Source organism: Thalassobaculum sp. (assembly GCF_965223715.1).
Taxonomy (GTDB): domain Bacteria; phylum Pseudomonadota; class Alphaproteobacteria; order Thalassobaculales; family Thalassobaculaceae; genus Thalassobaculum.
This window is the reverse complement of record NZ_OZ245012.1, coordinates 1,486,368-1,511,117: the sequence shown is the minus strand read 5'-3', so window position 1 is coordinate 1,511,117 and position 24,750 is coordinate 1,486,368. Positions and strand designations below refer to the sequence as shown.

The following is a 24,750-nucleotide window of genomic DNA, read 5'->3' as shown; positions in this document are numbered from 1 at the left end:
GGCCATGTTCACAGGAATCATCACAGATATCGGCCGCGTGCGGTCGGTCGAGCGGCGCGGCGACACGCGCTTCGTCATCGCCACCAGCTATGCCATGGACAGTGTCGATATCGGCGCCTCCATCGCCTGCGGCGGCGCCTGCCTGACCGTCGTCGAGAAGACGGCCGACAGCTTCTCCGTCGACGTCTCCGCCGAGACCCTGTCGAAGACCACGCTCGGCAATTGGGTCGAGGGCACGCCGATCAACCTGGAGCGCTCCCTGACCCTCGGCTCCGAGCTGGGCGGTCATCTGGTCACCGGCCATGTGGACGGCCTGGCCAAGCTGGTCGCGGTCGAGCGGGACGGGGACAGCCACCGGCTGTCTGTGGAGGCGCCCGCGGGCCTGGAGGGTTTCGTGGCCACCAAGGGGTCGGTGTGCCTGGATGGCGTGTCGCTGACGGTGAACGCGGTCAAGGGGCGGCGCTTCGAGCTCAACCTGATCCCCCATACCTGGGACCACACCACGTTCCGCGAGCGCTCGGTGGGCGATAATTTGAACATGGAAGTGGATCTTCTTGCGCGGTACGTTGCGCGCCTCGCCGAGACCGGGACGGTGCCCGTCTCGTCGCTGATCAGCCGAACGAATGGATCGTGATGTCCGAGCAGCAACCGCAATCCCTGTCGGAGGTCTATACCGGCGCGCTCTCCTCAATCGAGGAAGTCGTCGAGGAGGCCCGCTCCGGACGGATGTTCATCCTGGTCGATGACGAGAACCGGGAGAATGAGGGCGATATCTGCGTGGTCGCCCAGATGGCCACGCCGGAAGTCATCAACTTCATGGCCAAGCACGCCCGCGGGCTGATCTGCCTGTCGCTGACCCGCGAGCGGATCGACAAGCTCGGCCTGCCGCTTATGTCGTCGCGCAACGAGACAAGGCACGAGACCGCCTTCACCGTCTCCATCGAGGCCCGCGACGGCGTGACCACCGGCATCTCGGCCCATGACCGCGCCCATACCATTCAAGTCGCCATCGACCCGCAGCGCGGCCGCGAGGATATCGTCACCCCGGGCCACGTCTTCCCGCTGATGGCGCGCGAGGGCGGGACCCTGGTGCGCGCCGGCCATACCGAGGCGGTGGTCGACATCGCCCGCATGGCCGGGCTGAACCCGTCCGGCGTGATCTGCGAGATCATGAACGACGACGGCACCATGGCCCGCCTGCCGGACCTGGTGCAGTTCGCCCAGTTCCACAACATGAAGATCGCCACGATCGCCGACCTGATCGCCTATCGCCGGCGCACCGAGAGCGTCGTCGACCGCGCGGTGGAGACCACCCTGCGCAGCAAGTTCGGCGGCGACTGGCGGATGATCGTCTACACCAACAAGGTGACCTATGCGGAGCATGTGGTCCTGGTGAAGGGCGACATCACCACCAAGGATCCCGTGCTGGTCCGCATGCACGCCCTGAACGTCCTGGACGACGTGCTGGGCGACGACAGCGGCAAGCGCGGCGGCACCCTGGGCTCCGCCATGAAGTTGATCGGCGAGGCCGGACGCGGTGTGGTCGTGCTGATCCGCGAGCCGAGCGCCACTTCGCTCTCCGACCGGGTGCGCGACAAGCTGCGCGCCGAGGCCGAGGGCCGGGTGCCCCATGCGGAGCTGCGCGACTACGGTGTGGGTGCGCAGATCCTGCTAGACCTGGGCATCCACGAGATGGTGCTGCTGTCCAACACCAAACGAACCATCATCGGGCTCGACGGCTACGGCCTGAGCGTTGTCGAGCAGCGTCCGATCCCCGTCGACGAGTGAGAAGAAGAACAAGACCATGTCCCGAGTCCTGATCGTTGAAGCCCGGTTTTACGAGGACATCGCCGACGAGCTCGTGCGCGGCGCGGTGCAGCATCTGGAGGCCGCCGGGGTCGAGTACGACCGCGTGACCGTGCCTGGCGCCTTCGAGATCCCGGGGGCCATCTCGATGGCCCATCAGGGCTCGCTGAAGGGCGGGGTGGCCTATGACGGCTACGTCGCGCTCGGCTGCGTGATCCGGGGCGAGACCACCCATTACGACTATGTCTGCGGCGAGAGCGCGCGGGGCCTGATGGATCTGTCGGTGCGCGAGAACCTGGCGATCGGCTACGGCATCCTGACCGTGGAGAACGGCGACCAGGCCTGGGCCCGCGCCCGGGTCAGCGAGAAGAACAAGGGCCGGGACGCCGCCGAGGCCTGCCTGGCGATGGTGTCCCTGCGCCATCAGTTCGCGCTGTCATGAGCGACGGCATGAGCGAGTCCGGCAAATCCGCCAAGCACGGCCGCGGCAAGACCGTTGCCCGCCGTCTGGCCCGTCTGGCCGCCGCCCAGGCGCTGTACGAGATCGAGGTGGCCAAGGCGTCGCCCCACGAGGTGGTGCCGGCCTTCGTCTCGCGCGGTTTCAGCGGCATCGTCGACGACGCCGAGTCGCGCCCGGTGGACGCCCTGTTCTTCGAGAAGCTGGTGCTCGGCACGGTGGGCGACATGCCCACCATCGACCCGATGCTGGTCAACGCGCTGGAGCCGGACTTCAACCTCGGCCGCCTGGAGGTCCTGCTGCGCGCCATCCTGCGCCTGGGCACCTACGAGCTGCTGTCCTTCGGCGACGTCCCGGCCAAGGTGGTGATCACCGAGTATGTCGAACTCGGCCGCGACTTCTTCTCCGGACGCGAGCCGGCGCTGGTGAATGCCGTGCTCGACCGGCTCGCGCGCCTGCTGCGCGAGGGCGAGATCGCCGACCGGACCGACTGAGCGGAAAGGGGTGATCCGGGCATGACCGAGGACTCCGAGCCGCTCGGCGAATTCGACCGGATCGCCCGCTTCTTCGCGCCCCTGGCAGAGGGGGCGCCGGGCGCGTTCGGCCTGACCGACGATGCCGCCACCCTGCCGGCGCTTGCCGACGGACGGGAATGGGTGGTCACCGTCGATGCCCTGGTCTCATCCATCCATTTCCTGCCCGACGATCCGCCGGACCTGGTCGCGCGCAAGGCGCTGCGGGTGAACCTGTCGGACCTCGCCGCCATGGGCGCGGCCCCGTACGGGTATACCCTGGCGCTGGCCCTGCCGAAGGACATGGCGGAGCCGCAGCGCTGGCTCAGGGCGTTCTCTGAAGGCCTGGCGGCCGACCAGGCGGAGTACGGCATCCATCTGCTGGGCGGCGACAGCGTGTCCACCAAAGGCCCAATCACCCTCTCGATCACCGCCTTCGGGATCGGCGGACCCGATCGGCTCCTGCGCCGCTCCGCCGCCAAGCCCGGGCACGACCTCTGGGTCAGCGGCACGATCGGCGACGGCGCGCTCGGCCTGCGGGTGGCCCAGGGGCAGCTGTCGGTCCGGTTCGCCGATCTGGCCGACCGCTACCGCCTGCCGCGGCCGCGGGTGGCCCTGGGGCCGCTGCTGGCCGGCCGCGCCGCCGCCGGGCTGGATGTCTCGGACGGGCTGGTGCAGGACGCGGGGCACATCGCCACCCATTCCGACTGCCGTCTGGTGATCGACGCCCCCGCCGTTCCGGTCTCGGACTCGGTGGCCGAACTGGTCAGCGACGATCCCGAGTTGTTCGCCGAGGTGCTGACCGGCGGCGACGACTATGAGCTGCTGTTCACCGCCCCGCAGGAGGCTGCGCCGGAGATCGAGGCAGCGGGCCGCGACGCGGGCGTATCCGTCACCCGTATCGGTCGGGTAGAGTCCGGCGCCGGGGTCGAGGTGCTCGACCATCGCGGCGCCCCGCTCGACGGGCTGACCGCCCGGGGCTGGAGCCATTTCTGACGGAGCGCTGAGCGGTGAAGATCCTGATTATCCTCGTCGTTCTGCTCGCGTTGGTCGGCGGCGGCCTGTTCGGCGTGGCCTCCTTCGCCCCGGACCTTCTGCCGCCCCAGCTCCAGACACTGATGGGCATCGAGGTGGCGGAGCCGACGGAGCCGGTGGAGGAGAAGAAGCCGGAGAACACCACGCTGATCGACGTCGATCCGCTGACCATCCCGATCTTCGAGGACGGCGACGTCTCGCGCTTCCTTGTGATGGACATCCTGCTGGAGGTCGAGTTCGGCGAGAAGCAGGCCTATGTGAACCAGCAGATGCCGCGGATCATCGACACGATCCTGACCTACGTCCACGCCCTGGCCGCCCTGGATATCGAACCGGGGATCTCGGACCGGCAGTTCCTGAAGGAACGGCTGCTCGCCAAGCTAGGTGAGACAATAGGTGAAGGTTATATCGTCAACATATTGTTCCAGAACCTTTTTGAGCGCCCGCTCGGGTAAGTGTGCTGCGCCCTCGCTGGCGCACGTGCTCCTTGAACGGCAGTTCGTCCACCGGCAGCTCCCGTAGAGGTATGTGCGTCTCGGTCACCGTGCCGTCCGACAGCGCGAACTGTGTGAAATGGAAGCCGTTCTCCACGGGGGCGGGCGCGGCACCGTCGGTCCGCGGCGCGCAGGTCGTGCTCAGAGCGAGGACGCCCAGGAGCTGGAGGGCGCCGTTACGGCGGACCGGCAGCAGCAGTCGCTCGAACTCGGCCGCGCTGTAGCCTCGATGAATGACATGGCCCTTGAAGATGCAGGCCTTCAAGTCGAAGACGTCGCGGAAATACGGCGCCACCAGATCGTAGATCCCGGAGGGCACGACGTCCCTCAAGGTCTTGCCGGTGTGGCTTGAGCCGAACAGGTCGTTTACCGACTCTCCCGACACCCGATAGCGCAGGGCGTCGCCGTCTCGGTCCAGCAGGTAGAGGTGAGGCAGGAGCGGCGCCGCGTCCAGCGGATCGAAGCCCGGCAGGTCGCCCGTCGGTGCCGTCAGCAGGGAGGAGATCCAGAGTTCGGCGATCGCAAGCGTCGGCTGAAAACGCAGGCGTTGCCGGCAGAGCGCGAGAAGTGTTTCTCCGGATCGGTACGCGTCGGACGTGGTGGCATGTGGCATGGCGGTATCTGGACGGTCTCCTGACAGCGTGTCCGCCTATCAGATCAATCGTTAACATCTTGCGAAGACGGCCACCCCGCCCGGTGTCGACCGTGTTCGGGGCTGGACGCCATGGGCTGCGGGGAGTAGGGGTCTGGTCCCGCCCTTTTCCGGTTTCCGCCCGCGATCCGCGGAACTCCGCTCTCCCAGGAGCCTCCCGAATGTCTCTGCGCGATCCCTCGGTCAAGAATGTGGTGCTGCTGGCGATCTGCCAGGCGCTGTCGATGTCCGGGATGATCATGAACATGACGGTGACGGCCCTGGCGGGCGAAACGCTCGCGCCGGACCCGGCCTATGCCACGCTGCCGCTGGCGTTCCAGTTCACCGCCACGATGCTGACGACCATGCCGGCCGCGCTCTACATGCGCCATGTGGGCCGGCGCCTTGGCTTCGTCACCGGTGTGCTGATCGGCGTGACCGGGGCGTTCATCGGCGTGTCGGCGATCTTCTCAGGCAATTTCCTGCTGTTCTGCCTCGCCTCCATGCTGATCGGCTCGTTCCAGGGCTTCGCGGTGCTCTACCGCTATGCCGCCGCCGATACCGCGTCGGACAGCTTCCGGCCGCGGGCGATCTCCCTGGTGCTGGCCGGTGGCGTGGTGGCGGCACTGCTCGGCCCGGAGCTGACCAAGGCGTCCTACGACTGGTTCGCGCCAATCATGTTCGCCGGCAGCTTCGTGGCGATCGCCGTGGTGCAGGCGCTGAGCCTGGTGTTCCTGGCCTTCGTGCAGATCCCGCGTCCCAGTGCGGAAAGCCGGGCCGAGAGCGGCCGGCCGCTGCTGGAGATCGCCCGCCAGCCCACCTTCCTGGTCGCCGTGATGGGGGCGATGGTCGGCTATGGCAGCATGACCTTCGTGATGACCGCCACGCCGCTGGCCATGGAGGATTGCGGATTCGCGTTCCACGACTCCGCCATGGTGATCCAGTGGCACGCGGTCGGCATGTTCGCCCCGTCATTCTTCACCGGGTCGCTGATCAACCGCTTCGGTGTTATCCGGATCATGCTGACCGGGGTGTTCGCCTACCTGCTGTGCATCGCCATCAATTTCTCGGGCATCGAGTTGCTGCAGTTCTTCTCCGCCCTGGTCTTGCTCGGCATCGGCTGGAACTTCCTGTTCATTGGCGGAACCACGCTTCTCACCGAGTCGTACCGTCCGGCGGAGCGGGCCAAGGTTCAGGGCTTCGGCGATTTCCTGGTGTTCTCCGCCTCCACCGTGGCGGCGTTCTCGTCGGGCTACGTCAACCATAACTTCGGCTGGCAGGCGGTTAATCTCGGGATTCTGCCGCTTGCCGTCGCCGTCGGCATCGCCCTCATCTGGTACGGAAGCCGCCGCCGCGCCGCGGCTGCCTGAAAGCCCTAGAAAAACCGGGGATAGTTGAATGGACAGCAATCTTTGCTATTGTCCATTGGGCTTTTGAACCGGGGGCAAAGGCACGCGAATACTACCCTCCGGCTGTTGTCATTAGAGATCTCGTCAAGCCGTCGCAAAAGATCGGCACCGGGATCTCCTTAGAGGGATGGAAGGGCTTCCAAAGATGGATGAAAAGCTTCTGTTCGTAGTCCTGTGCGGCGTCGCCGCCTTGATCTACGGCTGGTGGGCGAGCAGGTCGATCCTGTCTGCAAGCGCCGGGTCCGAGCGCATGCAGGAAATCGCCAGCGCGATTCAGGAAGGGGCGAGCGCCTACCTGAACCGTCAGTATACCACGATCGCCATCGTCGGCGCGGTGGTGACGGTCATTCTGCTCGTGACCCTGGGTCTTACCGTGGCGCTCGGCTTCGTCATCGGTGCGGTGCTGTCCGGCGTGGCCGGCTATGTCGGCATGAACGTTTCCGTGCGCGCCAACGTCCGCACCACCCAGGCGGCGACCAAGTCCATGGTCGCGGCGCTGGACGTGGCCTTCAAGTCGGGTGCCGTCACCGGCATGCTGGTCGTCGGCCTCGGTCTGCTGGGCGTGGCGGGTTACTATCTGGTCCTGCAGTCGATCTATGACCCGTCCGACCCGGTCGGACTGCGTCATATCCTGGAGGCCCTGGTGGCGCTCAGCTTCGGTGCCTCGCTGATCTCCATCTTCGCCCGTCTGGGCGGCGGAATCTTCACCAAGGGTGCCGATGTCGGCGCCGACCTGGTGGGCAAGGTCGAAGCCGGCATTCCCGAGGACGACCCCCGCAACCCGGCCGTGATCGCCGACAACGTGGGCGACAATGTCGGCGACTGCGCCGGCATGGCCGCCGACCTGTTCGAGACCTACGCGGTGACCGTGGTCGCCACCATGCTGCTGGCGGCGATCTTCTTCACCGGCGCCGATGTCGCGGCGATGATGGCCTACCCGCTGCTGATCGGCGGCGTGTGCATCCTGGCCTCGGTGGTCGGCACCTTCTTCGTGAAGCTCGGCTCCAGCCAGAAGATCATGGCCGCCCTTTACAAGGGTTTCATCGTGTCGGCCGTGCTGTCCGCGATCCTGATCGCCGGCCTGACCTTCTACATGTTCGGCACCACCGAGACGATCGCCATGGGCGACACCACGGTGAACGGCCGCTTCCTGTTCTACTGCGCCCTGACGGGTCTGGTGGTGACCGGGCTGCTGATCTGGGTGACCGAGTACTACACCTCGACCGAGTTCCGGCCGGTGAAGTCCATCGCCAAGTCCTCGGAGACCGGCCACGGCACCAACGTCATCCAGGGCCTCGCGGTGTCCATGGAGGCCTGTGCGCTTCCGGCGATCATCATCGCCGGCGGCATCATCGTCTCCTACCTCTGTGCCGGCGTGTTCGGCATCGGCGTGGCGGCGACCACGATGCTGGCTCTGGCCGGCATGGTCGTGGCGCTCGACGCCTACGGCCCGGTGACCGACAACGCCGGCGGCATCGCCGAGATGTCGGAGCTGCCGGAGGACGTGCGCAACGTCACCGACGCCCTGGACGCGGTGGGCAACACCACCAAGGCGGTGACCAAGGGCTATGCCATCGGCTCCGCCGGCCTCGCGGCCCTGGTGCTGTTCGCGGCCTATACCGAGGACCTGCGCTACTACTTCCCGGATCTCGACGTGCAGTTCCGCCTGCAGGATCCGTTCGTGGTGGTCGGCCTGTTCATCGGCGGCATGTTGCCCTACCTGTTCGGCGCGCTCGGCATGCAGTCGGTCGGCCGCGCCGGCGGCGCGGTCGTCGAAGAGGTCCGCCGTCAGTTCCGCGAGAAGCCGGGCATCATGAAGGGCACGGACAAGCCGGAATACGGCACCTGCGTCGACATGCTGACCAAGGCGGCGATCAAGGAGATGATCGTCCCCTCGATGCTGCCGGTGCTCGCACCCCCGGTCGTGTACTTCGTGGTGCTGTGGATCGCCGACCAGTCGGCGGCCTTCACCGCACTCGGCGCGATGCTGCTGGGCACGATCGTGACCGGCATCTTCGTGGCGATTTCCATGACCGCCGGCGGCGGCGCCTGGGACAATGCCAAGAAGTACATCGAGGACGGCCATCACGGCGGCAAGGGCTCCGAGGCGCACAAGGCCGCGGTGACCGGCGACACGGTCGGCGATCCCTACAAGGACACCGCCGGCCCGGCCGTGAACCCGATGATCAAGATCATCAACATCGTGGCGATCCTGCTGCTGGCCGCACTGGCCGGCTGATCGACCCAACCACATCCTGAACGGCAAAGGCCCCGGAGACGCTCCGGGGCCTTTGTGCTTCGGGCGGCCGAGGGTGAGTGGGTCGGCGCCTAATCGGTTGGGGTGAAGCGGCCGACGTTGCCGATCAGCTGCTTCAGCAGGGTGATGCGCTGGCCGGCGGTCGGCGTCTCGCGATCGACGATGGCGATCTTCTTGCCGTCCTCGAGGTCGAGGGTGCCGATCGACTTCACCGCACCCGTCGGCTCGAAATCGACATAGACCACCCGGCGCTCGATCGTCTCCGGGCGATAGAACGCCTGGCGCTCGGTGCGCTGGCCGATGTAGTACCATGTCGGCTCGCCGAAATTGGCCTGACTGGAGGGCGAGCCGAGCAGCGCCAGAACCTCCGACTGCGGCGTGCGGCCGGGTTCGATCTTGGCGAGAGCGTCCACATCCACCATGTTGCCATGTGTCGCGATCTGCGGACTGCAGGCGGCGACGGAAACGGCCAGGGCCACGCCGGCCAGGGCGGAGCGGAGACGTGAGGGCGTGACGGGCGGGCGCATCGCGGATCCTGGTATCTGAGTATCCCGCATCGAACGGGGCGACGGTATGGTCGCTGTCGGAGTAACGGAGAACAAAGATTTTCGCACGGTTTTTCAAGAGGGACGAGACCCGCCTGGCGGTCGACCGGCTGTATGACGCCGTTGTCGACCAGGCGCGCGTGCCCGCTTTCTATGCCGAATTCGGGGTCGCCGACCATCTGGAGGGCCGTTTCGACCTGCTGGTGCTGCATCTCCACCTGGTGGTCCGGCGGCTGTCGGCCGCCGAGGATCCGGCCGCCCGCAAGATGGCCCAGGCGCTGTTCGACACCTTTTTTCACGACATGGACCGCACCCTGCGGGCCATGGGGGTGGGCGACATGAGCGTCGGCAAGAAGGTGAAGGACATGGTGCGGGCCTATTACGGCCGCTGCGCGGCCTATGAGGAGGCATTGGCGGGCGAGGAGGATCTGACCGCCGCGATCACCCGCAACGTCTATCAGGGAGCCGAGGACGCCGCCCAGGCGCCGGCCCTGGCCGCCTACGTCGCCCTGGCGCGGGAAAGGATCGACGCCCTGCCGATCGAGGAACTGATGCGCGGCGCGGTGTCGTTCCCGCAGCCGGCCCTGTCGCTGCCGGAGGCGTCGTGATGGCCGACGCGGACCACGCACCGCTGATGGAGCCGATTCCGGTCACCCGGATCGGCCAGCAGTCCCGGACCATCACGTTCGAGGCCGGCCCCGAGGCCCGGGCGGCCCTGGCCGAGCGCTTCGGGCTGATCGAGCTGTCCGCCTTCAGCGCCCAGGCGGTTCTTCGCCGGCGCAAGGATACCGGCTGGATCGAGCTCAAGGGCACGCTGACGGCCAGCGTCGTGCAGGAATGCGTCGTCACGCTGGAACCGGTCGCCGCCGAGGTGGCGGGCGAGATCGACGAGCTGTTCGACGACAGCCGCGAGATCGACGGATTCGAGGTCGAGCTCGACCCGGTGGCGGAGGATCCCGAGCCGCTGGAGGACGAGGTGCTCGACGTGGGCGAGGTCTTCGCCCAGGTTCTGTCCCTGTCGATCGATCCCTATCCCCGGGCCCCCGGTGTCCCGCCGGTCGACCGGCAGGAGGACGATCCCGAGGACGAGGAGGGCGGCGGGGACGGCGGTCGGGCCTCGCCCTTCGCCGCGCTGGCCTCGCTGAAGGACAGGGATGTCAAGAAACGGTAACGTGGTTGTCCGCTGGGCCGGATGTGGCGTAAAAGACGCGCCCGGCCCGCAGGAGCCGGTCGGGCCGGAAGCGATTTTCCGGCAGCGGTCGACGCGCGCTGGCGGGAACGCTAGAGTCCGCACGATCGATTCAACCGGTCTGGGGGGACTGGGGACCGTTGGAGAGGCGACGATGAGGGTCGACGAGTGTCGGACGGTCTGACGATCGCATTGGACGCTATGGGTGGGGACAAGGCACCGGACATGGTCGTCCAGGGCGCCGATATTGCGCTGGAGCGCAGTCCCGACCTGAAGATCATCCTGGTGGGCGACGAGGCGCGGATCCGTCCGCTGGTCGAGAAGACCAAGCGTCTGAAGGCGCAGTCGCCTCAGATCATCCATACCGACAAGGCCATCGCCGATGAGGACAAGCCGTCGGTGGCGCTGCGCCAGGGCAAGGGCTCGAGCATGCGCATGGCCATCGACCTGGTGGGGCAGGGCAAGGCCGACGGCGTGGTCTCGGCGGGCAATACCGGCGCGCTGATGGCCATCGCCAAGCTGGTGCTGCGGCCGATGCCGGGGATCGACCGGCCGGCGATCGCCGGCTTCTTCCCGACCCGCCGCGGCGAGAGCGCCATGCTCGACCTGGGCGCCAACATCACTTGCGACGCGACCAACCTGGTGCAGTTCGCGATCATGGGGCAGATCTTCGTGCGCACGGTGCTCGGGCTGGAGCGGCCGGTGGTCGGCATCCTGAACGTCGGCATCGAGGAGCAGAAGGGCAACGACTCGGTGCGGGAGGCGGCGACCATCCTGCGCGGCATGACCGACATGCCCTTCGAGTTCCATGGGTTCGTGGAGGGCGACGATATTCCGGCCGGGACGGTCGACGTGGTTGTCACCGACGGATTCTCGGGCAATATCGCGTTGAAGACGGCGGAGGGTACCTCGCGCCTGATCGGCCAGTTCCTGCGCGACGCCTTCCGGAATTCGCTGCTGTCGAAGCTCGGCTACCTGCTGGCGCGCGGCGCCGTCGGCCAGCTTCGCCAGCGCATGGACCCGCGCCGCTACAACGGCGCGATGTTCCTCGGGCTCAACGGCATCGCCGTGAAGAGCCATGGCGGCACCGACGCGCTGGGTTTCGCCAACGCCATCGGCGTCGCGGCGGACATGAAGCGGTATGGCTTCCTTGAGAAGGTCCGCGAAGAATTGACCAATGGCCGCCTGGATCGGCCGGACCAGCAGCAACCAACAGCGGTGGCAACGGCATGATGAAACGGTCCCTGATGATCGCGACCGGGTCCTACCTTCCCGAGCGCGTGGTCAGCAATGAGGAGCTGTCGACCTGGGTCGACACCTCGGACGACTGGATCCGCCAGCGCACCGGGATCCGGCAACGCCACCTTGCTGGCGAGGGCGAACTGACCAGCGACCTCGCGATCAAGGCGGCGCGCAACGCCCTCGACATGGCGGGGCTGGAAGGCGAGGACATCGACCTGATCATCGTCGCCACCACGACCCCGGACGATACCTTCCCGGCGACGGCGACCAAGGTGCAGAAGGCGCTCGGGGCCTTCAGCGGCGCGGCGTTCGACGTGCAGGCGGTCTGCGCGGGCTTCGTCTATGCCCTGGCGGTGGCCGACAACTTCCTGAAGGCGGGGCAGGCCCGCACCGCCCTGGTGATCGGCGCCGAGACCTTCTCGCGCCTGCTGGACTGGGAGGACCGCACCACCTGCGTGCTGTTCGGCGACGGGGCAGGAGCGGTGCTGCTGCGCGCGACCGAGGCGGCCGGCGACGGCTGGGGCGTGCTGTCGACCCATCTGCATTCCGACGGCCGGGAGCGCGACATTCTCTACGTCGATGGCGGCCCGTCGGCGACCAAGACCGTCGGCCATGTGCGCATGAACGGCAAGGAGGTGTTCCGCCACGCGGTCTCCAAGCTGTCCGGCGTGATCGACGAATCGCTGGAGGCCAACGGCCTGTCGGCCGCCGATGTCGACTGGCTGATCCCGCACCAGGCCAACCGGCGGATCATCGACGCCATGGCAAACCGCATGAAGCTGCCGGCGGAGAAGGTGGTGGTGTCCATCGAGCGCCATGCCAATACCTCGGCCGCGTCGGTGCCGCTCGCTCTGGATGAGGCGGTGCGCGACGGCCGTGTGCGGTCGGGCGATCTGCTGCTGCTGGAGGCCATCGGCGGCGGGCTCGCCTGGGGTGCCGGCCTTGTCCGCTTTGGGATTCCGGCGCGTATGGATCGGTCAGGGACCGAGACGGCACGCGAGGAAGTCGCGCCAATCGCCTGAAATCACCGAATTAATTGACGCTTCGATTCGTTCGGGGTACCTTTCTGTTCCACAACGGGGGTGCGCATGACCGGCGAAACGATCACCCGCGCTCATTTGAGCGAGGCCGTCTACCAGGAAGTCGGCCTGTCCCGAAACGAATCGGCGGACCTCGTCGAGTCGGTTCTTGATGAAATGATTGAAGCGCTGGTTCGCGGTGAGATGGTCAAGATCTCCTCGTTCGGCAGCTTCTCGGTCCGCCAGAAGGGCGAGCGGATCGGGCGCAATCCCAAGACGGGCGAGGAGGTTCCGATCCTCCCGCGCCGGGTCCTGGTGTTCCGTCCGTCCCACGTCCTGAAGAACCGGATCAACCGAGAGTCGGAAGACTGACCCCCGGGGGGTAGGGCGCAATGGCCGACACGCAAGCAACCTCCTCCACGCCGCGCCGCAATGGCAAGTCGGCGGCGGCCTTCCGTACGATCAGCGAGGTCGCCGACGATCTGGACGTGCCGCCGCACGTGCTGCGTTTCTGGGAAACCAAGTTCAATCAGGTCCGGCCGCTGAAGCGCGGCGGCGGGCGGCGCTATTACCGCCCCGAGGACATCGCGCTGCTGCGCCGCATCCGCGAGCTGCTGTACCGCGAAGGCTACACGATCAAGGGCGTGCAGAAGCTGCTGCGCGAGGGCGCGGTGCGGATGCCGACCGCGGGCGAGACCGCCCGGGCCGTGCAGTCCGGCGATGCCGAGGTCGTGCCGACGCCGAGCAACGGGAACGGCAATGGCGGCGAACACCCGCCGGTGGCCGCCATGGGCGAGGAGGGCGACCTGCCGACGCCCGTCGACAAGACGGCGATCAAGGCGGTTCTGGACGAACTCACCGCCCTGAAGAAGCTGCTGGCCGCAGCCCGGGCGTGAGCCGTCAACACCCGATCAAAAAGTGCTGAATTTCGGGGCCGCTTCGTGTTGTGGCCCCCTGGCGGATCGCCTATAGTCCGCCGCGTCGGAGCGTAGCGCAGCCTGGTAGCGCACCACACTGGGGGTGTGGGGGTCGTGGGTTCGAATCCCGCCGCTCCGACCATCTTGATCCCGAAGAGCCTCGTAACGTCCGTCCGGCCGGCCAGGGTCCGGTTCGACACCGTCAGGCGGCCGAGGACTGCTCCGGGACCTCGCTCTCACTCTCCTGCTGGTCGACGCCGTCGGTCGCCTCCCACCAGTCGCCCAGGGCGTCGATGAGAGGCACGAGCCGCTCGCCAGCCTCGGTGAGCCGGTATTCGACCCGCCTCGGATAGCCGTCGAACTCGGTTCGGCGGACGATCCCGGCATCCTCGAGCTTGCGCAGCTCCAGCGTCAGCATCTTGTGCGAAATCGTCGGATTGTCGCGGCGCAGGTCGCTGAAGCGTTTGGTGCCCTCCTGCAGGTAGTAGATCAGCAGGGTGGGCCAACGGCCGCTCAGGATCTGCATGACCTCTTCGATGGGGCAGCGGGAAACCAGGTTCTTCATCGGGGACCCCATGGTTACGAAAAGGTGCGTAATTTACTTGGGACGCCGGGTGCGTAGGTTCCAGCACCGCTGCGCAGCGTGATCAATCGACATCACGGAGACCGAGACAATGGAACCGATCCTTCTATACGGCTTCCCGTCGGGAAGCTCGATGGGGCTCGTCGCGGCGTTGGAGTGGCTGGGCAAACCCTACAGGCTGTGCCGCGTCGACATGTTCGGCGAGATGCGGGAGCCGTCCTACAGACGAATCAACGCCCGGGTCGAGACGCCCGCCTTCGTCACCGATGAGGGCCGGGTGCTCACGGAGACCATGGCCATCGCCCTGTGGCTCGCGGCACGCGACAGCCACAACCGGATCAGTTTCGATCCGATGACGCCCGAAGCCGATCGGCTACACCAGATCATGGCCTTCCTCAACACCGGCTTCACTGGCGCCTTCTCGCCGCTCTGGGCCGCCCTGGAGATGGAGACGGACGATCCTGCCGAGAAGGCGCTGCTGAGGCGCATCGGCAGCGAGGCGGTGATCGAACGCCATGACCGGCTGGAGGAAATGATCGGCGAGACGGAGTTCCTGGTCGCCGACCACCCGACCCTCGCGGATGCCGTTCTCGTCGGCGTGGCCCGCTGGCTCGACTTTCACGAGGTGACCCGGCCGGACCGCTGGCGGAAGCTTGCGGCCCTGCGCGGCCGGCTGGAGCGGGACCCCGCCGTGATCTACGCGACGGCCCTGGAGAAGGGCGAGCCGGCGGTTGGTACCGGCTCCTGTCGGGGCCACCTCCCGCTTGCCGAGGTGATCCAGCGCTTCGGGACTTAGACGCGGCGGGAGCGTGGGCCTGACCGCCCGCGCTCCACCCGGCGTGCGACACCGTGGGCGGAATCCCTCAAACCTGTGTCTCGACGCGCCCATCCTGCCCCGATAGTCTTGCCACAACCCGTATCCGTGCCTTACGCCGATGGAGAACCCCATGTCGCTTGCCGCCGTTCCCGAGTCCGAGGGCCTCGACGCCCGCGCCAAGACCCGTATCGAGCTGGCGGCCGCCCTGCGCTGGGCTGTGCGCATGGGCATGCATGAGGGGATCTGCAACCACTTCTCCGCGGTGATCCCGGGCGAGGACGACCGCTTCCTGCTGAACCCGCACGGCTATCACTGGTCCGAGGTGCGGGCGAGCGACCTGGTGGAGGTCGATGCCGACGGCAATGCGGTGGACGGCAAGGAGCCGCCGGAGCCGACCGCGTTCTTCATCCACTATCACATCCATCGGCTGGTGCCGGACGCCAAGGTCGTGCTGCACACCCACATGCCCTATGCCACGGCGATCACCATGCTGGAGGCGGGGCGCCTGGAGCCGGTGCTGCAGACCTCGCTGAAGTTCTACGACCAGATCGCCTATGACGATCTCTACAACGGCCTGGCCCTGGACGATTCCGAGGGCGAGCGCATCGCCGCCTCCCTGCAGGGCGGCAAGCGGGTCGCCTTCCTGGCCAATCACGGCGTGGTCGTCACCGGCCGCAACATCGCCGAGGCGTTCGACGATCTGTACTATCTGGAACGCGCTGCCCAGGCCCAGGTCATCGCCATGTCGACCAACGCGCCGCTGCGCCGTGTGCCGCAGGACGTCGCCCGCATGACCGCCGACCAGATGTCCTCCAGCTCCGAGCGGGCCCAGGCGCACCGCCACTTCGCGGCCCTGATGCGGCTGCTTGACCGCGACGAGCCCGACTACAAGGACTGACCGGTCCATCGGCGCTCTCATCTGAGAAATCAGATGAAGGACTTCTGATAACTATCTGATTTTTCGCAGGGTCACGGCCAGGGCTGGTCGTGAGCCTGCATGCCGACCCGCTTGAAGTAGGAGTCGAAACTGGTCTCCGGCCCGACGAGCCGGTGGACCAGTCTGGCGATGTCGAGGCGGCGTTTCGGTACCTTGAAGACCGGGCCGGTCTCGTTGATCGGCTGGGGCAGGATGCAGCGCCAGCCGTCCACGGCCACCAGCATGTCGCGGTAGACCATGGCGCCGTTGAACAGGAAATCGATCAGCACACCCTGGGCCCGCTTGTTGGGCAGCTTCTCGACCCATTCCTCCTTGTAGTTCTTGTCGCCGACGAGGCCCCAGGCCATGCCGAAACGCACGTCGCGCAGGAAGGTGAGGGTGGTCGTGTGTTCCTGCAACTCGAAATCGACGGTGCCGCCCCCGGCCGCCCGGATCGGAACCACCCGGAACATGAAGGTCGGCAGCACCGTGGCGCGCCAGTCCTCCGGCTTGCTGGTGGCCACCACGGTCAGATAATCGTCCAGGGTCATGCATTTCCCCCAAAAATGCTGCTGGATCATGGCCGCCCCCCGCGACCCTGTCCAGCGGCTCAGGGAGGTAGGGTCAGTCGCCGCCGACGACCCTGCGACCGGCCACCGTCAATTTGCAGACCAGCCAGTCGGGTTTGAGCGGGTTCTCGAACCACGGTTCGGCCCAGCCCTTGTCCAGACAGGTGCGGACCATGCGGGTGCTGACGCGCTGGCCGTTCAGGTCGAACAGGGGAAGCTTGCCGCCCGGCTGGTCGAGCCCGCGGGTCAGCCAGGCGCGCTGGGCCGCCGTCGGCTGCTCCGTGGCGCTCGCCTTGGCCGCAGCCTTGCCCGTTTTCCTGTCGGCTGATTTCCCCGTCCCCGCCATGGCCCCGACTGTAGAAAGCCGCTTGGCCCGCCGCAAGCATGCGGCGACGGGTTGTCGCCCCTTCGCGTTGCATGGGATAACGAACAAAAGAGGAAACGCTCCCATGACGCCCCCTGTGTCTCCGTCCCCGGTCTCCGCCATGCCCGTCTCGTCGCGTCTGGCGCTGGGCTTCTCCTGTATCGGCCACACCTTCTCGCACCTGCTGATGCTGCTGTATCCGACCGTGGTCCTGTCGCTGGAGGGCGCCTGGGACATGCGGTTCGGCGAGCTGATCGCCCTGATGCTGGCGGGACAGATCCTGTTCGGCGCCGCCGCGGTCCCCGCCGGCTGGCTCGCCGACCGGTGGAGCGCCCCGGGCATGATGGCGCTGTTCTTCCTGGGCACCGGCGGCATGTGCGTCGCCACCGGCTTTGCCGACGGGCCGCTGGCCATGGCGGTCGGGCTCGGCGGCATCGGGCTGTTCGCATCCATTTATCACCCGGTCGGCATCGCCTGGGTGACTCGGGATCCGGCGACGCGGGGCCGCGCACTCGGCATCAACGGCGTGTTCGGCTCGTTCGGGACGGCCGGCGGCGCGGTGGTCGCCGGGACGCTGGCCGCCGCCTATGGCTGGCAGTGGGCGTTCTTCGTGCCGGGGGCGATCTGCGTGCTCGTGGGCGTCGCCCTGGTCATCTCGATCCTGCTGGGCCTGGTGGAGGACAACCGGGCGATCCACCACGCCGCCGCGCACGAGGCAAGCCGCGGCGACATGCTGCGCGGGGCGATGGTGCTGATGGTGACCATCGCCCTGTCCGGCCTGATCTACCAGTCGACCTCCTTCGCCATGCCCAAGCTGTTCGACCAGCGGCTGGTGGGCATGGTGAGCACGACGGCGGGGGTGGGCTTGCTGGTGTCGCTGATCTACGGCGTGTCGGCGCTCGCCCAGGTTCTCGGCGGATGGATGGCCGACCGCTACGACCTGAAGCGGGTCTACATCACCTGCTGGGCGCTGCAGATCCCGTTCCTGGCGGTGGCCGCCACCCTGGCCGGGCCGCTGCTGCTGCCGGTCGCGGCGATGATGGTGCTGACCAACACGGCCTTCGTGCCGGCGGAGAACAGCCTGTTCGCCCGCTACTCGCCGCCGGCCTGGCGCGGGACGGCCTTCGGGGTGAAGTTCCTGGTGTCGCTCGGGGTGTCGGCGATCAGCGTGCCCCTGGTGGGCCAGCTCTACGACATGGCGGGCGATTTCGAGCCGCTGCTGGTGCTGCTGGCGCTGGTCGCCACGGGCGGGGCGATCGCGGGTCTGCTGCTGCCGGCGGGGCGGCGCAACGCGCCGGTGGCCCAGCCGGCGGAGTAGGGGGCGGCTGCCAAAGTCCACACTCGTCATCCCGGCGAACCCCGGGCCCGACCCGGGGATCGCCGGGACCCAGGCCACACGGCCCCTAGGTCCCGGCCCGTCCCCGGATCAAGTCCGGGCACGTCCGGGATGACGACTTTGTAGAGGGTGAGGGCTCAGCTTCGCCGCGCCGCGAACCGGACCGCTTCCTGCGCCGCGCGGATGAGGGCGCGGGCCTTGTTCTGGGTTTCCTGCCATTCGGCTTCCGGGTCGCTGTCGGCGACCACGCCGCCACCGGCCTGAACGTACATGGTGCCGTCCTTCACCAGGGCGGTGCGCAGGGCGATGCAGGTGTCCATCGCGTTGGCCGAGAGATACCCGATCGCCCCGGCATAGACGCCACGGCGCGAGACCTCCAGCTCGTCGATGATCTCCATCGCCCGCACCTTCGGCGCGCCGGACACCGTGCCCGCCGGGAAGCCGGCGAACAGGGCCTCCAGCACGTCCTTGTCCTCGGCCAGCTCGCCGTCCACATGGCTGGCGATGTGCATGACGTGGCTGTAGCGCTCGATGGTGAACTGGTCCTTCACCTCGACCGTGCCGATCTTGGCGACCCGGCCGACATCGTTGCGGCCCAGGTCGAGCAGCATCAGGTGCTCGGCCCGTTCCTTCGGATCGGCCAGCAGTTCCTCGGCGAGCGCCTTGTCCTCCTCCGGCGTCGCCCCGCGCTTGCGGGTGCCGGCGAGTGGGCGGATCGTCACCACCCCGTCGCGCAGGCGCACCAGGATCTCCGGGCTGGAGCCGACGATTGAGTAGGCGCCGAAATCGAAGAAGAACAAGAAGGGCGACGGGTTCAGCCGCCGCAGCGAGCGGTACAGCGCGAAGGGCGGCAGGGTGAACGGCACCGACATCCGGTGCGACGGCACCACCTGGAAGGCGTCGCCGGCATTGATGTACTCGACGGTCTTGCGGACCATCTCGTGATACTTTTCGCGCCCGGTATTGGAGACCGGCTCCGGCAGGGCGTCCACCGATCCCGGCCGCTCGCGGCGGTAGGGCAGGGAGCGCTCGAAATCGGAGACCACGTCGGCCAACCGCTCCGCCGCCGCCGCATAGGCCGCCCGCGCGCTCATCTCGCCGTCCGGATAGACCGGGGTGATGATGGTGACCATGTCGTCGATGTTGTCGAAGACGCAGACGATGGTCGGCCGCAGCATGATGCCGTCCTGGATGCCGAGGGTGTCCGGGTTGTTGTCCGGAATGTCCTCGAACAGGCGGATGGCGTCGTAGCCCATGTAGCCGAACAGGCCGGCCGCCATCGGCGGCACCTCGGCCGGCAGGTCGATCCGGCTCTCGGCGATCAGCGAGCGTAGGGAGGCCAGCGGTGGCTCCGACAGCGGCTCGAAGGCGTCGGTGTCGATCCGGGCCTGGCGGTTGATCTCCGCCTTGTCCTTGTAGAAGCGCCAGATCAGGTCCGGCTTCAGGCCGATGATCGAGTAGCGGCCGCGCACCGCACCGCCCTCGACGGATTCCAGCAGGAAGGCGTTGGCCCGCCCGTCCGCCAGCTTCATCATGGCAGAGACCGGCGTCTCCAGATCGGCGACCAGGGTGGTCCAGACCACCTGCGCCCGCCCCGCGTCATACGCCTCGCGGAACGCGTCGAAATCCGGGCTGGTGGTCATTGCGCGCCTTCGCTCACGGTGAACAGCTGGCGCACGGCGCCCGGATTGACAGTGACCTCGTGCCGGCTCTCCAGGTCGGCGAGCAGCAGTTCGATCAGGTCGTTGGAGACCGCACCGGCGACCTCCCGGCGGACCTGCTCCTGGGGAGCGGCCATGTCGCCGCCGCCCTCGATGACCTCGACCAGCGAGATCACGGCGGCACCCTGGTCGCTGCTGACCGCGCTGGCCCCACCCGCCTCCTGCTCGAACAGGGCGCCCGCGACCGCCGGCGGCCAGCCGGTCGGCAGGGCCTGGCCCCGACGGGTGATGGCCGGCAGGCGCTCGACCTCCAGGCCGTATTCGGCCGCGGCCTCGGCCAGCGGGGTACCGCCGGAGACGGCCGACACGATGGCGTCGGCGATGTCCTCGGCCTGCTCCAGACGCTGCTCGGTCGTCCAGTCGGCGATCACCGCCGGACGGATCTGACCCAGTTCGGGGATCCGCGGCGGCTCGACACCATCGACGCGCAGGATGAAGTAGGTGCCGTCGCGGGTCTCGGTCAGCACGCTCTGCATGCCGGTCTCGGTCTCGAAGGCGGTCCGCAGGAACGGCTCGCCGGGCACGGTGGTCACGATGCCACCGGCCGGCTGGCTGCCGTCGCGGGCCACGAACGGGATCTGGTTCAGCGGCATGTTCAGGGACTGGGCGGCCTCCTCCAGGGTGGAGCCGCCGGCCAGCGCGTCCTCCAGCGCGTTGGAGCGCTCGAACACCTCGTCATAGGCCCGCTCCAGGGCGACCTCCTGGCGCAGCTGGTCGCGCACCTCCTCGAAGGTTGCCGGCGCGCTGACCTCGGCCCCGCGGATGCGGAACAGGTGCCAGCCGAACGGGCTCTCCACCGGCTCGGTCACGGTGCCCGGCTCGGTCACGGCGAAGACGGCGTCGGCGGTGCCCTCGGGCAGGTCGCCGCGGGTGACCTCGCCGAAATCGAGCTCTGCGGCACCCATGCCGGTGATGTCCTCGGCCACGGCGGCGAAGTCCTCGCCGGCCTGGATTCGGTCATAGGCGGCGCGGGCCTCGGCCTCGTCGGTGAACAGGGCCTGGTCGACCGTGCGGGTGCCCTGGGTGCTGAAGCTTTCGCGACGCTCCTCGAACAGGGTGCGCAGCTCGTCCTCCGGGATCTCCATGGTCTCGGCCAGCGACTGCGGCGAGACGGCGATCCAGCTGATGCCGCGGTATTCCGGCGTCTCGTAGTCCTGCTTGTTCTCTTCGTAATAGGCGGTCAGGGTCGCGTCGTCCGGGCCCTCCGGCGCCTCCAGGCTGTCGGCGTCGATGCGCACGGCGGCGGCGATCCGGCGCTCCTCGCGATAGGCGTGCAGGGTCTTCACGATCGGATCCGGCACGGTCTTCTCGCTGCCGGCGGCCACCGCACCGATGAGCTGGTTGCGGGCCAGGTCGCGGCGGGCGCGGGACACGAACTCCGCCTCGGTCCAGCCGTTGGAGGCGAGGAAGGTCTGATAGGCCGTGCGGTCGAACTGGCCCAGGCTGTCGCGGAACTGACGGTGGATCAGCTGCACGATCTGCTCGTCGCTCGCCGACAGGCCCAGCCGGTTGGTGGCCACGACCATGAGGCTCTGGACGGTCAGGTTCTGCAGGGTCTGGTCCAGCAGACCGAGCTGGATCGCCTGGTCCACGCTCAGCGGAATGCCCAGGCGCCGGCGCGACCGGTCGAACTCCTCGGCCGCCTCGACGGCGGTGACGCGCACGTCGCCATCCACCTCGACCGCGGCGCGGCCCGCCGGGCTGCCGAAGATCGTGTCGCCGATCCCCCAGATCGCGAAGCTGGCGATCAGAAGAACGAACAGGATCTTCACGAAGATGGAAGAGACCTTGGAGCGGATAAACTGAAGCATGATCTGGCGGCCTGATGCAGCGGGTCGCGGATGGTCGTTCGGATCAGGGTTGTAGGCCCCGACCGCCTTGAAACGCAAGGCTTCGGGCAGGGAACGCCCCTGGAATGGCCGGGAGAGGGGGCAGGTGGGTGGCGGGCGCCCTTGCCCCGTGCTAGAGCGTCCCCACGTTTCAAGGCATCCTGTGACGACCAAGGAGGGTTTCGCCGTGGCTCCACGCGCGCTGATCGCCGGCAATTGGAAAATGAACATGGACCGCGTCTCCAGCGAGGTGCTGGCGGCGTCCCTGGCCCAGAATGTCGGCTCCGTGTCGGTGGAACTCGCTGTCTGCCCGCCCTCGGTCTATCTGTCGCCGGTGAGCGTCGTGCTCGGCTCCTGCGGCGTCGCGCTCGGCGGCCAGGACTGCCACACCGCTGAGAAGGGTGCGCATACCGGCGACATCTCGCCGGAGATGCTGGCCGATCTCGGCTGTACCTATGTCATCGTCGGCCATTCCGAGCGCCGCGCCGATCACGGTGAGGACGACGCCACGGTCCGTGCCAAGGCCGAGGCCGCCCGCCGGGCCGGGTTGGTCCCGATCGTCTGTGTCGGCGAGACCGAGGCCGAGCGCGATGCCGGCAAGGCGCTGGATGTGGTCGAGAGCCAGGTCCGCGGGTCCGTGCCCGAGGGACTGACCGGCGATACGCTGGTCATCGCCTACGAGCCGGTCTGGGCGATCGGCACCGGCCGCACCCCGACCGCCGATGACGTGGCCGCCGTCCATGCCCATATCCGCAAGGTGCTGGGCGACATCTGCGGCGACGCGGCCAATGTCCGGCTGCTCTATGGCGGCTCGGTGAAGCCGGGCAACGCCAGGGAGCTGATGGCGGTGGCCAATGTGAACGGCGCCCTGGTCGGCGGCGCGTCGCTGAAGGCGGAGGACTTCCTCGGCATCGCCAAGGCGACGCCGTGACCGGTCTTCCGGGATAAACGCACGACAGACTGGCCAACGGGTGCTGGAAACGCTACAACCCGCGCCGACCGAAGACCGGGGTTCGACATGGCACTGATCATTCTCACCGTACATCTCATGATCGCGCTGGCGCTGATCGTCACCGTGCTGCTGCAGCGCAGCGAGGGCGGCGGCCTGGGCATCGGTGGGGGCGGTGGCGGCGGTGGCGGCCTCGGTTCGTTCATGTCGGCCCGCGGCACGGCCAACTTGCTGACCCGGACGACGGCGATTCTCGCCGCCTGCTTCATGGCGACCAGCCTTACGCTGGCGATTCTCGCCTCCCAGAACAAGTCCACGTCCATCGTCGACCAGGCTCCGGCCACCGAAGCACCTGTCGAGCCGTCGGCTCCGGCAGCACCTCTCTCGCAGTAACATCCTGATTCGGCGGGCATTTCCCGCCCGTTCTCGACCGGCACCGCATTCGTGGCGCCGGATGGCCACAACGCGTGCTTGGATCGCACCCGATGATGTATAAGGAACGCCCATGACGCGGTTTATCTTCATTACCGGCGGCGTGGTCTCCTCCCTGGGAAAAGGTCTCGCCTCTGCCGCCCTTGGCGCGCTGCTCCAGGCGCGCGGCTATAAAGTCCGGCTGCGCAAGCTGGACCCCTATCTGAACGTGGATCCGGGCACCATGAGCCCGTATCAGCACGGCGAAGTCTACGTCACCGACGACGGTGCGGAGACCGATCTGGACCTCGGCCACTACGAGCGCTTCACCGGCGTGTCCGCCCGCAAGAGCGACAACGTGACCACCGGCCAGATCTATATGGATGTGATCACCCGGGAGCGGCGCGGCGACTATCTCGGCGCCACGATCCAGGTCATCCCGCACGTCACCGACGCCATCAAGGAATTCGCCAAGGGCGACATCACGGACGAGGATTTCGTCCTGTGCGAGATCGGCGGCACGGTCGGCGATATCGAGGGCCTGCCGTTCCTGGAGGCGATTCGCCAGCTCGGCAACGAGCTCGGCCACGAGCGCTCGCTGTTCCTGCATCTCACCCTGGTGCCGTTCATTCCGTCGGCCGGCGAGCTGAAGACCAAGCCGACCCAGCACTCGGTCAAGGAACTCCAGAGCGTCGGTATCCAGCCGGACATCCTGCTGTGCCGTTGCGACCGGGAGATCCCGAGCGACCAGCGCCGCAAGATCGGTCAGTTCTGCAACATCCGCCCGGAAGCCGTCATCCCGGCGCTCGACGCCTCGTCGATCTACGAGGTGCCGCTGCGCTACCACGAGGACGGGCTGGACACCGAGGTGCTGCGCCATTTCGGCCTGCTGCAGGACGAGAGCGAGCCGAACCTGGAGCGCTGGACCGGCATCATGGACCGGGTCGCCAACCCGGAAGGCCAGGTGAAGATCGCCGTGGTCGGCAAGTACACGAGCCTGCTGGACAGCTACAAGTCGCTGGCCGAGGCGCTGACCCATGGCGGCATCGCCAACAACGTGAAGGTCGAGCTCGACTGGATCGACAGCGAGATCTTCGAGACCGAGAGCGAAGCGGTCATGCGGCTGGAGGATGTCCACGGCATCCTGGTGCCGGGCGGCTTCGGCGAGCGGGGCTCCGAGGGCAAGATCGCGGCCGTCACCTTCGCCCGCGAGCGCAAGATCCCGTATTTCGGCATCTGCTTCGGCATGCAGATGGCCTGCATCGAGGCCGCCCGCTCCGGCGGCGGCATTCCGGGTGCCGGCTCCACCGAATTCGGTCCCTGCGATGAGCCGGTCGTCGGCCTGCTCACCGAATGGACCCGGGGCAACGTCACCGAGACCCGTGACGCCGGCAGCGACTATGGCGGCACCATGCGGCTCGGCGCCTATGAGTGCCGGCTGGAGGAGGGGAGCCGGGTGCACGAGATCTACGGCGACAGCCTGATCCACGAGCGCCACCGGCACCGCTACGAGGTGAACATCAACTACAAGCCGGCGCTTGAACAGGCCGGGCTGCATTTCGCCGGCATGTCGCCGGACGGGGTGCTGCCGGAGATCATCGAGCGGCCGGACCATCCGTGGTTCGTGGGCGTGCAGTTCCACCCCGAATTGAAGTCGAAACCGTTCGACCCACATCCGCTGTTCACCAGCTTCATCGCCGCGGCGGTGGAGCAGTCGCGTCTGGTCTGACCCAGCAAAGGGC

The 24,750-nt window shown here is 67.6% G+C and carries 27 protein-coding genes and 1 tRNA gene; 21 read left to right on the top strand and 7 right to left on the bottom strand.

The genetic code is table 11. From position 1 onward, the window contains the following. Positions 1-4 precede the first annotated feature (4 nt). From ACOQOP_RS07045 to ACOQOP_RS07020, 6 genes are read left to right on the top strand one after another with little or no spacing between them, the layout of a single operon-like run. A complete protein-coding gene (locus ACOQOP_RS07045; protein WP_420565613.1) occupies positions 5-634 on the top strand; it encodes a riboflavin synthase in 630 nt (209 codons plus the stop codon). Continuing rightward, complete coding sequence (gene ribB / locus ACOQOP_RS07040) at positions 634-1,788, top strand: 3,4-dihydroxy-2-butanone-4-phosphate synthase (protein ID WP_420565612.1); 1,155 nt, start codon at positions 634-636, stop codon at positions 1,786-1,788. The genes ACOQOP_RS07045 and ribB overlap by 1 nt, the downstream gene beginning before the upstream one ends. Positions 1,789-1,804: 16 nt before the next feature. After that, the gene (gene ribH, locus ACOQOP_RS07035; protein ID WP_420565611.1) at positions 1,805-2,248 is read left to right on the top strand and encodes a 6,7-dimethyl-8-ribityllumazine synthase; all 444 of its coding nucleotides are present in this window, start codon (positions 1,805-1,807) and stop codon (positions 2,246-2,248) included. An 8-nt stretch (positions 2,249-2,256) separates the two neighbouring features. Next, complete coding sequence (gene nusB, locus ACOQOP_RS07030) at positions 2,257-2,757, top strand: transcription antitermination factor NusB (protein WP_420565610.1); 501 nt, start codon at positions 2,257-2,259, stop codon at positions 2,755-2,757. Between the two features lie 21 nt (positions 2,758-2,778). After that, positions 2,779-3,771, top strand: coding sequence for a thiamine-phosphate kinase (gene thiL / locus ACOQOP_RS07025; RefSeq protein WP_420565609.1), 993 nt, complete (start codon positions 2,779-2,781; stop codon positions 3,769-3,771). 14 nt (positions 3,772-3,785) lie between these two features. Next, a complete protein-coding gene (locus ACOQOP_RS07020) occupies positions 3,786-4,265 on the top strand; it encodes a flagellar basal body-associated FliL family protein (protein WP_420565608.1) in 480 nt (159 codons plus the stop codon). Here ACOQOP_RS07020 and ACOQOP_RS07015 read toward each other — a convergent pair. Next, on the bottom strand, positions 4,222-4,917 hold the full coding sequence (locus tag ACOQOP_RS07015) for a PAS domain-containing protein (RefSeq protein WP_420565607.1): 696 nt from the start codon (positions 4,915-4,917) through the stop codon (positions 4,222-4,224). The genes ACOQOP_RS07020 and ACOQOP_RS07015 overlap by 44 nt on opposite strands. Before the next feature lie 200 nt (positions 4,918-5,117). On the opposite strand from ACOQOP_RS07015, the gene ACOQOP_RS07010 reads away from it, so the two are divergent. After that, on the top strand, positions 5,118-6,305 hold the full coding sequence (locus ACOQOP_RS07010) for an MFS transporter (RefSeq protein ID WP_420565606.1): 1,188 nt from the start codon (positions 5,118-5,120) through the stop codon (positions 6,303-6,305). A 184-nt stretch (positions 6,306-6,489) separates the two neighbouring features. Next, positions 6,490-8,583 carry a sodium-translocating pyrophosphatase gene (locus ACOQOP_RS07005; RefSeq protein ID WP_420565605.1) on the top strand — a complete coding sequence of 698 codons (2,094 nt, stop codon included), beginning with the start codon at positions 6,490-6,492 and terminating at the stop codon, positions 8,581-8,583. A gap of 89 nt (positions 8,584-8,672) precedes the next feature. On the opposite strand, the gene ACOQOP_RS07000 is transcribed toward ACOQOP_RS07005, so the two are convergent. After that, on the bottom strand, positions 8,673-9,128 hold the full coding sequence (locus ACOQOP_RS07000) for an outer membrane protein assembly factor BamE (RefSeq protein WP_420565604.1): 456 nt from the start codon (positions 9,126-9,128) through the stop codon (positions 8,673-8,675). A gap of 158 nt (positions 9,129-9,286) precedes the next feature. Between ACOQOP_RS07000 and ACOQOP_RS06995 the strand changes: the two genes are divergently transcribed. From ACOQOP_RS06995 to ACOQOP_RS06965, 7 genes are all read left to right on the top strand, one after another. Continuing rightward, complete coding sequence (locus tag ACOQOP_RS06995; protein ID WP_420565603.1) at positions 9,287-9,754, top strand: ubiquinol-cytochrome C chaperone family protein; 468 nt, start codon at positions 9,287-9,289, stop codon at positions 9,752-9,754. Beyond that, a complete protein-coding gene (locus ACOQOP_RS06990) occupies positions 9,754-10,317 on the top strand; it encodes a YceD family protein (RefSeq protein ID WP_420565602.1) in 564 nt (187 codons plus the stop codon). Before ACOQOP_RS06995 ends, ACOQOP_RS06990 begins: the two co-directional genes overlap by 1 nt. 186 nt (positions 10,318-10,503) lie before the next feature. Beyond that, positions 10,504-11,568 carry a phosphate acyltransferase PlsX gene (gene plsX / locus ACOQOP_RS06985; RefSeq protein WP_420565601.1) on the top strand — a complete coding sequence of 355 codons (1,065 nt, stop codon included), beginning with the start codon at positions 10,504-10,506 and terminating at the stop codon, positions 11,566-11,568. Then, entirely contained in the window at positions 11,565-12,599 is a 1,035-nt protein-coding gene (locus ACOQOP_RS06980; RefSeq protein WP_420565600.1) for a beta-ketoacyl-ACP synthase III, read from the top strand. Before plsX ends, ACOQOP_RS06980 begins: the two co-directional genes overlap by 4 nt. Positions 12,600-12,665: 66 nt before the next feature. Then, positions 12,666-12,968 carry an integration host factor subunit alpha gene (locus ACOQOP_RS06975; protein ID WP_028794871.1) on the top strand — a complete coding sequence of 101 codons (303 nt, stop codon included), beginning with the start codon at positions 12,666-12,668 and terminating at the stop codon, positions 12,966-12,968. Positions 12,969-12,988: 20 nt separating this feature from the next. Then, positions 12,989-13,492 carry a MerR family transcriptional regulator gene (locus ACOQOP_RS06970; protein WP_420565599.1) on the top strand — a complete coding sequence of 168 codons (504 nt, stop codon included), beginning with the start codon at positions 12,989-12,991 and terminating at the stop codon, positions 13,490-13,492. An 86-nt stretch (positions 13,493-13,578) separates the two neighbouring features. Beyond that, positions 13,579-13,655: transfer RNA gene (locus ACOQOP_RS06965), tRNA-Pro, on the top strand. Between the two features lie 60 nt (positions 13,656-13,715). Here the strand turns inward: ACOQOP_RS06965 and ACOQOP_RS06960 are convergent. Next, positions 13,716-14,078, bottom strand: a complete 363-nt coding sequence (locus ACOQOP_RS06960) for a winged helix-turn-helix transcriptional regulator (protein WP_420565598.1) — start codon at positions 14,076-14,078, stop codon at positions 13,716-13,718. 109 nt (positions 14,079-14,187) lie between these two features. Between ACOQOP_RS06960 and ACOQOP_RS06955 the strand changes: the two genes are divergently transcribed. Together ACOQOP_RS06955 and ACOQOP_RS06950 are read left to right on the top strand one after the other, a co-directional pair. Continuing rightward, positions 14,188-14,892, top strand: coding sequence for a glutathione S-transferase family protein (locus tag ACOQOP_RS06955; protein WP_420565597.1), 705 nt, complete (start codon positions 14,188-14,190; stop codon positions 14,890-14,892). Positions 14,893-15,043: 151 nt separating this feature from the next. Then, on the top strand, positions 15,044-15,811 hold the full coding sequence (locus ACOQOP_RS06950; RefSeq protein ID WP_420565596.1) for an aldolase: 768 nt from the start codon (positions 15,044-15,046) through the stop codon (positions 15,809-15,811). Between the two features lie 71 nt (positions 15,812-15,882). On the opposite strand, the gene ACOQOP_RS06945 is transcribed toward ACOQOP_RS06950, so the two are convergent. Continuing rightward, the gene (locus tag ACOQOP_RS06945; RefSeq protein ID WP_420565595.1) at positions 15,883-16,380 is read right to left on the bottom strand and encodes a hypothetical protein; all 498 of its coding nucleotides are present in this window, start codon (positions 16,378-16,380) and stop codon (positions 15,883-15,885) included. Between the two features lie 73 nt (positions 16,381-16,453). Continuing rightward, the gene (locus tag ACOQOP_RS06940) at positions 16,454-16,744 is read right to left on the bottom strand and encodes a hypothetical protein (protein WP_420565594.1); all 291 of its coding nucleotides are present in this window, start codon (positions 16,742-16,744) and stop codon (positions 16,454-16,456) included. A gap of 103 nt (positions 16,745-16,847) precedes the next feature. On the opposite strand from ACOQOP_RS06940, the gene ACOQOP_RS06935 reads away from it, so the two are divergent. Then, on the top strand, positions 16,848-18,080 hold the full coding sequence (locus ACOQOP_RS06935; protein ID WP_420565593.1) for an MFS transporter: 1,233 nt from the start codon (positions 16,848-16,850) through the stop codon (positions 18,078-18,080). 155 nt (positions 18,081-18,235) lie between these two features. Here the strand turns inward: ACOQOP_RS06935 and trpE are convergent, their stop codons facing one another. Both trpE and ACOQOP_RS06925 read right to left on the bottom strand, forming a co-directional pair. Continuing rightward, complete coding sequence (gene trpE, locus ACOQOP_RS06930; RefSeq protein ID WP_420565592.1) at positions 18,236-19,741, bottom strand: anthranilate synthase component I; 1,506 nt, start codon at positions 19,739-19,741, stop codon at positions 18,236-18,238. Further along, complete coding sequence (locus ACOQOP_RS06925) at positions 19,738-21,630, bottom strand: peptidyl-prolyl cis-trans isomerase (protein WP_420565591.1); 1,893 nt, start codon at positions 21,628-21,630, stop codon at positions 19,738-19,740. Before ACOQOP_RS06925 ends, trpE begins: the two co-directional genes overlap by 4 nt. A 205-nt stretch (positions 21,631-21,835) precedes the next feature. Here ACOQOP_RS06925 and tpiA point away from each other — a divergent pair, with 205 nt between their 5' ends. From tpiA to ACOQOP_RS06910, 3 genes are all read left to right on the top strand, one after another. Then, positions 21,836-22,579, top strand: coding sequence for a triose-phosphate isomerase (tpiA, locus tag ACOQOP_RS06920; RefSeq protein WP_420565590.1), 744 nt, complete (start codon positions 21,836-21,838; stop codon positions 22,577-22,579). 87 nt (positions 22,580-22,666) lie between these two features. Then, positions 22,667-22,990: a preprotein translocase subunit SecG gene (gene secG, locus ACOQOP_RS06915; protein WP_420565589.1), complete on the top strand. Its 324-nt coding sequence runs from the start codon at positions 22,667-22,669 to the stop codon at positions 22,988-22,990. A gap of 112 nt (positions 22,991-23,102) precedes the next feature. Then, complete coding sequence (locus ACOQOP_RS06910; RefSeq protein ID WP_420565588.1) at positions 23,103-24,737, top strand: CTP synthase; 1,635 nt, start codon at positions 23,103-23,105, stop codon at positions 24,735-24,737. Positions 24,738-24,750: the final 13 nt, after the last annotated feature.

Bases quoted from the DNA above. Each gene is read 5' to 3' on its own strand.
- ACOQOP_RS06975 (WP_028794871.1), top strand. From the start codon at position 12,666: ATGACCGGCGAAACGATCACCCGCGCTCATTTGAGCGAGGCCGTCTAC.
- ACOQOP_RS06990 (WP_420565602.1), top strand. From the start codon at position 9,754: ATGGCCGACGCGGACCACGCACCGCTGATGGAGCCGATTCCGGTCACC.
- ACOQOP_RS07005 (WP_420565605.1), top strand. From the start codon at position 6,490: ATGGATGAAAAGCTTCTGTTCGTAGTCCTGTGCGGCGTCGCCGCCTTG.
- ACOQOP_RS06925 (WP_420565591.1), bottom strand. From the start codon at position 21,630: ATGCTTCAGTTTATCCGCTCCAAGGTCTCTTCCATCTTCGTGAAGATC.
- ribB (WP_420565612.1), top strand. From the start codon at position 634: ATGTCCGAGCAGCAACCGCAATCCCTGTCGGAGGTCTATACCGGCGCG.
- ACOQOP_RS07015 (WP_420565607.1), bottom strand. From the start codon at position 4,917: ATGCCACATGCCACCACGTCCGACGCGTACCGATCCGGAGAAACACTT.
- trpE (WP_420565592.1), bottom strand. From the start codon at position 19,741: ATGACCACCAGCCCGGATTTCGACGCGTTCCGCGAGGCGTATGACGCG.
- ACOQOP_RS06970 (WP_420565599.1), top strand. From the start codon at position 12,989: ATGGCCGACACGCAAGCAACCTCCTCCACGCCGCGCCGCAATGGCAAG.
- ACOQOP_RS07045 (WP_420565613.1), top strand. From the start codon at position 5: ATGTTCACAGGAATCATCACAGATATCGGCCGCGTGCGGTCGGTCGAG.
- ACOQOP_RS06940 (WP_420565594.1), bottom strand. From the start codon at position 16,744: ATGGCGGGGACGGGGAAATCAGCCGACAGGAAAACGGGCAAGGCTGCG.
- ACOQOP_RS06945 (WP_420565595.1), bottom strand. From the start codon at position 16,380: ATGACCCTGGACGATTATCTGACCGTGGTGGCCACCAGCAAGCCGGAG.
- ACOQOP_RS07010 (WP_420565606.1), top strand. From the start codon at position 5,118: ATGTCTCTGCGCGATCCCTCGGTCAAGAATGTGGTGCTGCTGGCGATC.
- thiL (WP_420565609.1), top strand. From the start codon at position 2,779: ATGACCGAGGACTCCGAGCCGCTCGGCGAATTCGACCGGATCGCCCGC.
- nusB (WP_420565610.1), top strand. From the start codon at position 2,257: ATGAGCGAGTCCGGCAAATCCGCCAAGCACGGCCGCGGCAAGACCGTT.
- ribH (WP_420565611.1), top strand. From the start codon at position 1,805: ATGTCCCGAGTCCTGATCGTTGAAGCCCGGTTTTACGAGGACATCGCC.
- ACOQOP_RS06955 (WP_420565597.1), top strand. From the start codon at position 14,188: ATGGAACCGATCCTTCTATACGGCTTCCCGTCGGGAAGCTCGATGGGG.
- ACOQOP_RS06935 (WP_420565593.1), top strand. From the start codon at position 16,848: ATGACGCCCCCTGTGTCTCCGTCCCCGGTCTCCGCCATGCCCGTCTCG.
- ACOQOP_RS07000 (WP_420565604.1), bottom strand. From the start codon at position 9,128: ATGCGCCCGCCCGTCACGCCCTCACGTCTCCGCTCCGCCCTGGCCGGC.
- secG (WP_420565589.1), top strand. From the start codon at position 22,667: ATGGCACTGATCATTCTCACCGTACATCTCATGATCGCGCTGGCGCTG.
- ACOQOP_RS06910 (WP_420565588.1), top strand. From the start codon at position 23,103: ATGACGCGGTTTATCTTCATTACCGGCGGCGTGGTCTCCTCCCTGGGA.
- ACOQOP_RS06960 (WP_420565598.1), bottom strand. From the start codon at position 14,078: ATGAAGAACCTGGTTTCCCGCTGCCCCATCGAAGAGGTCATGCAGATC.
- ACOQOP_RS06980 (WP_420565600.1), top strand. From the start codon at position 11,565: ATGATGAAACGGTCCCTGATGATCGCGACCGGGTCCTACCTTCCCGAG.
- ACOQOP_RS06950 (WP_420565596.1), top strand. From the start codon at position 15,044: ATGTCGCTTGCCGCCGTTCCCGAGTCCGAGGGCCTCGACGCCCGCGCC.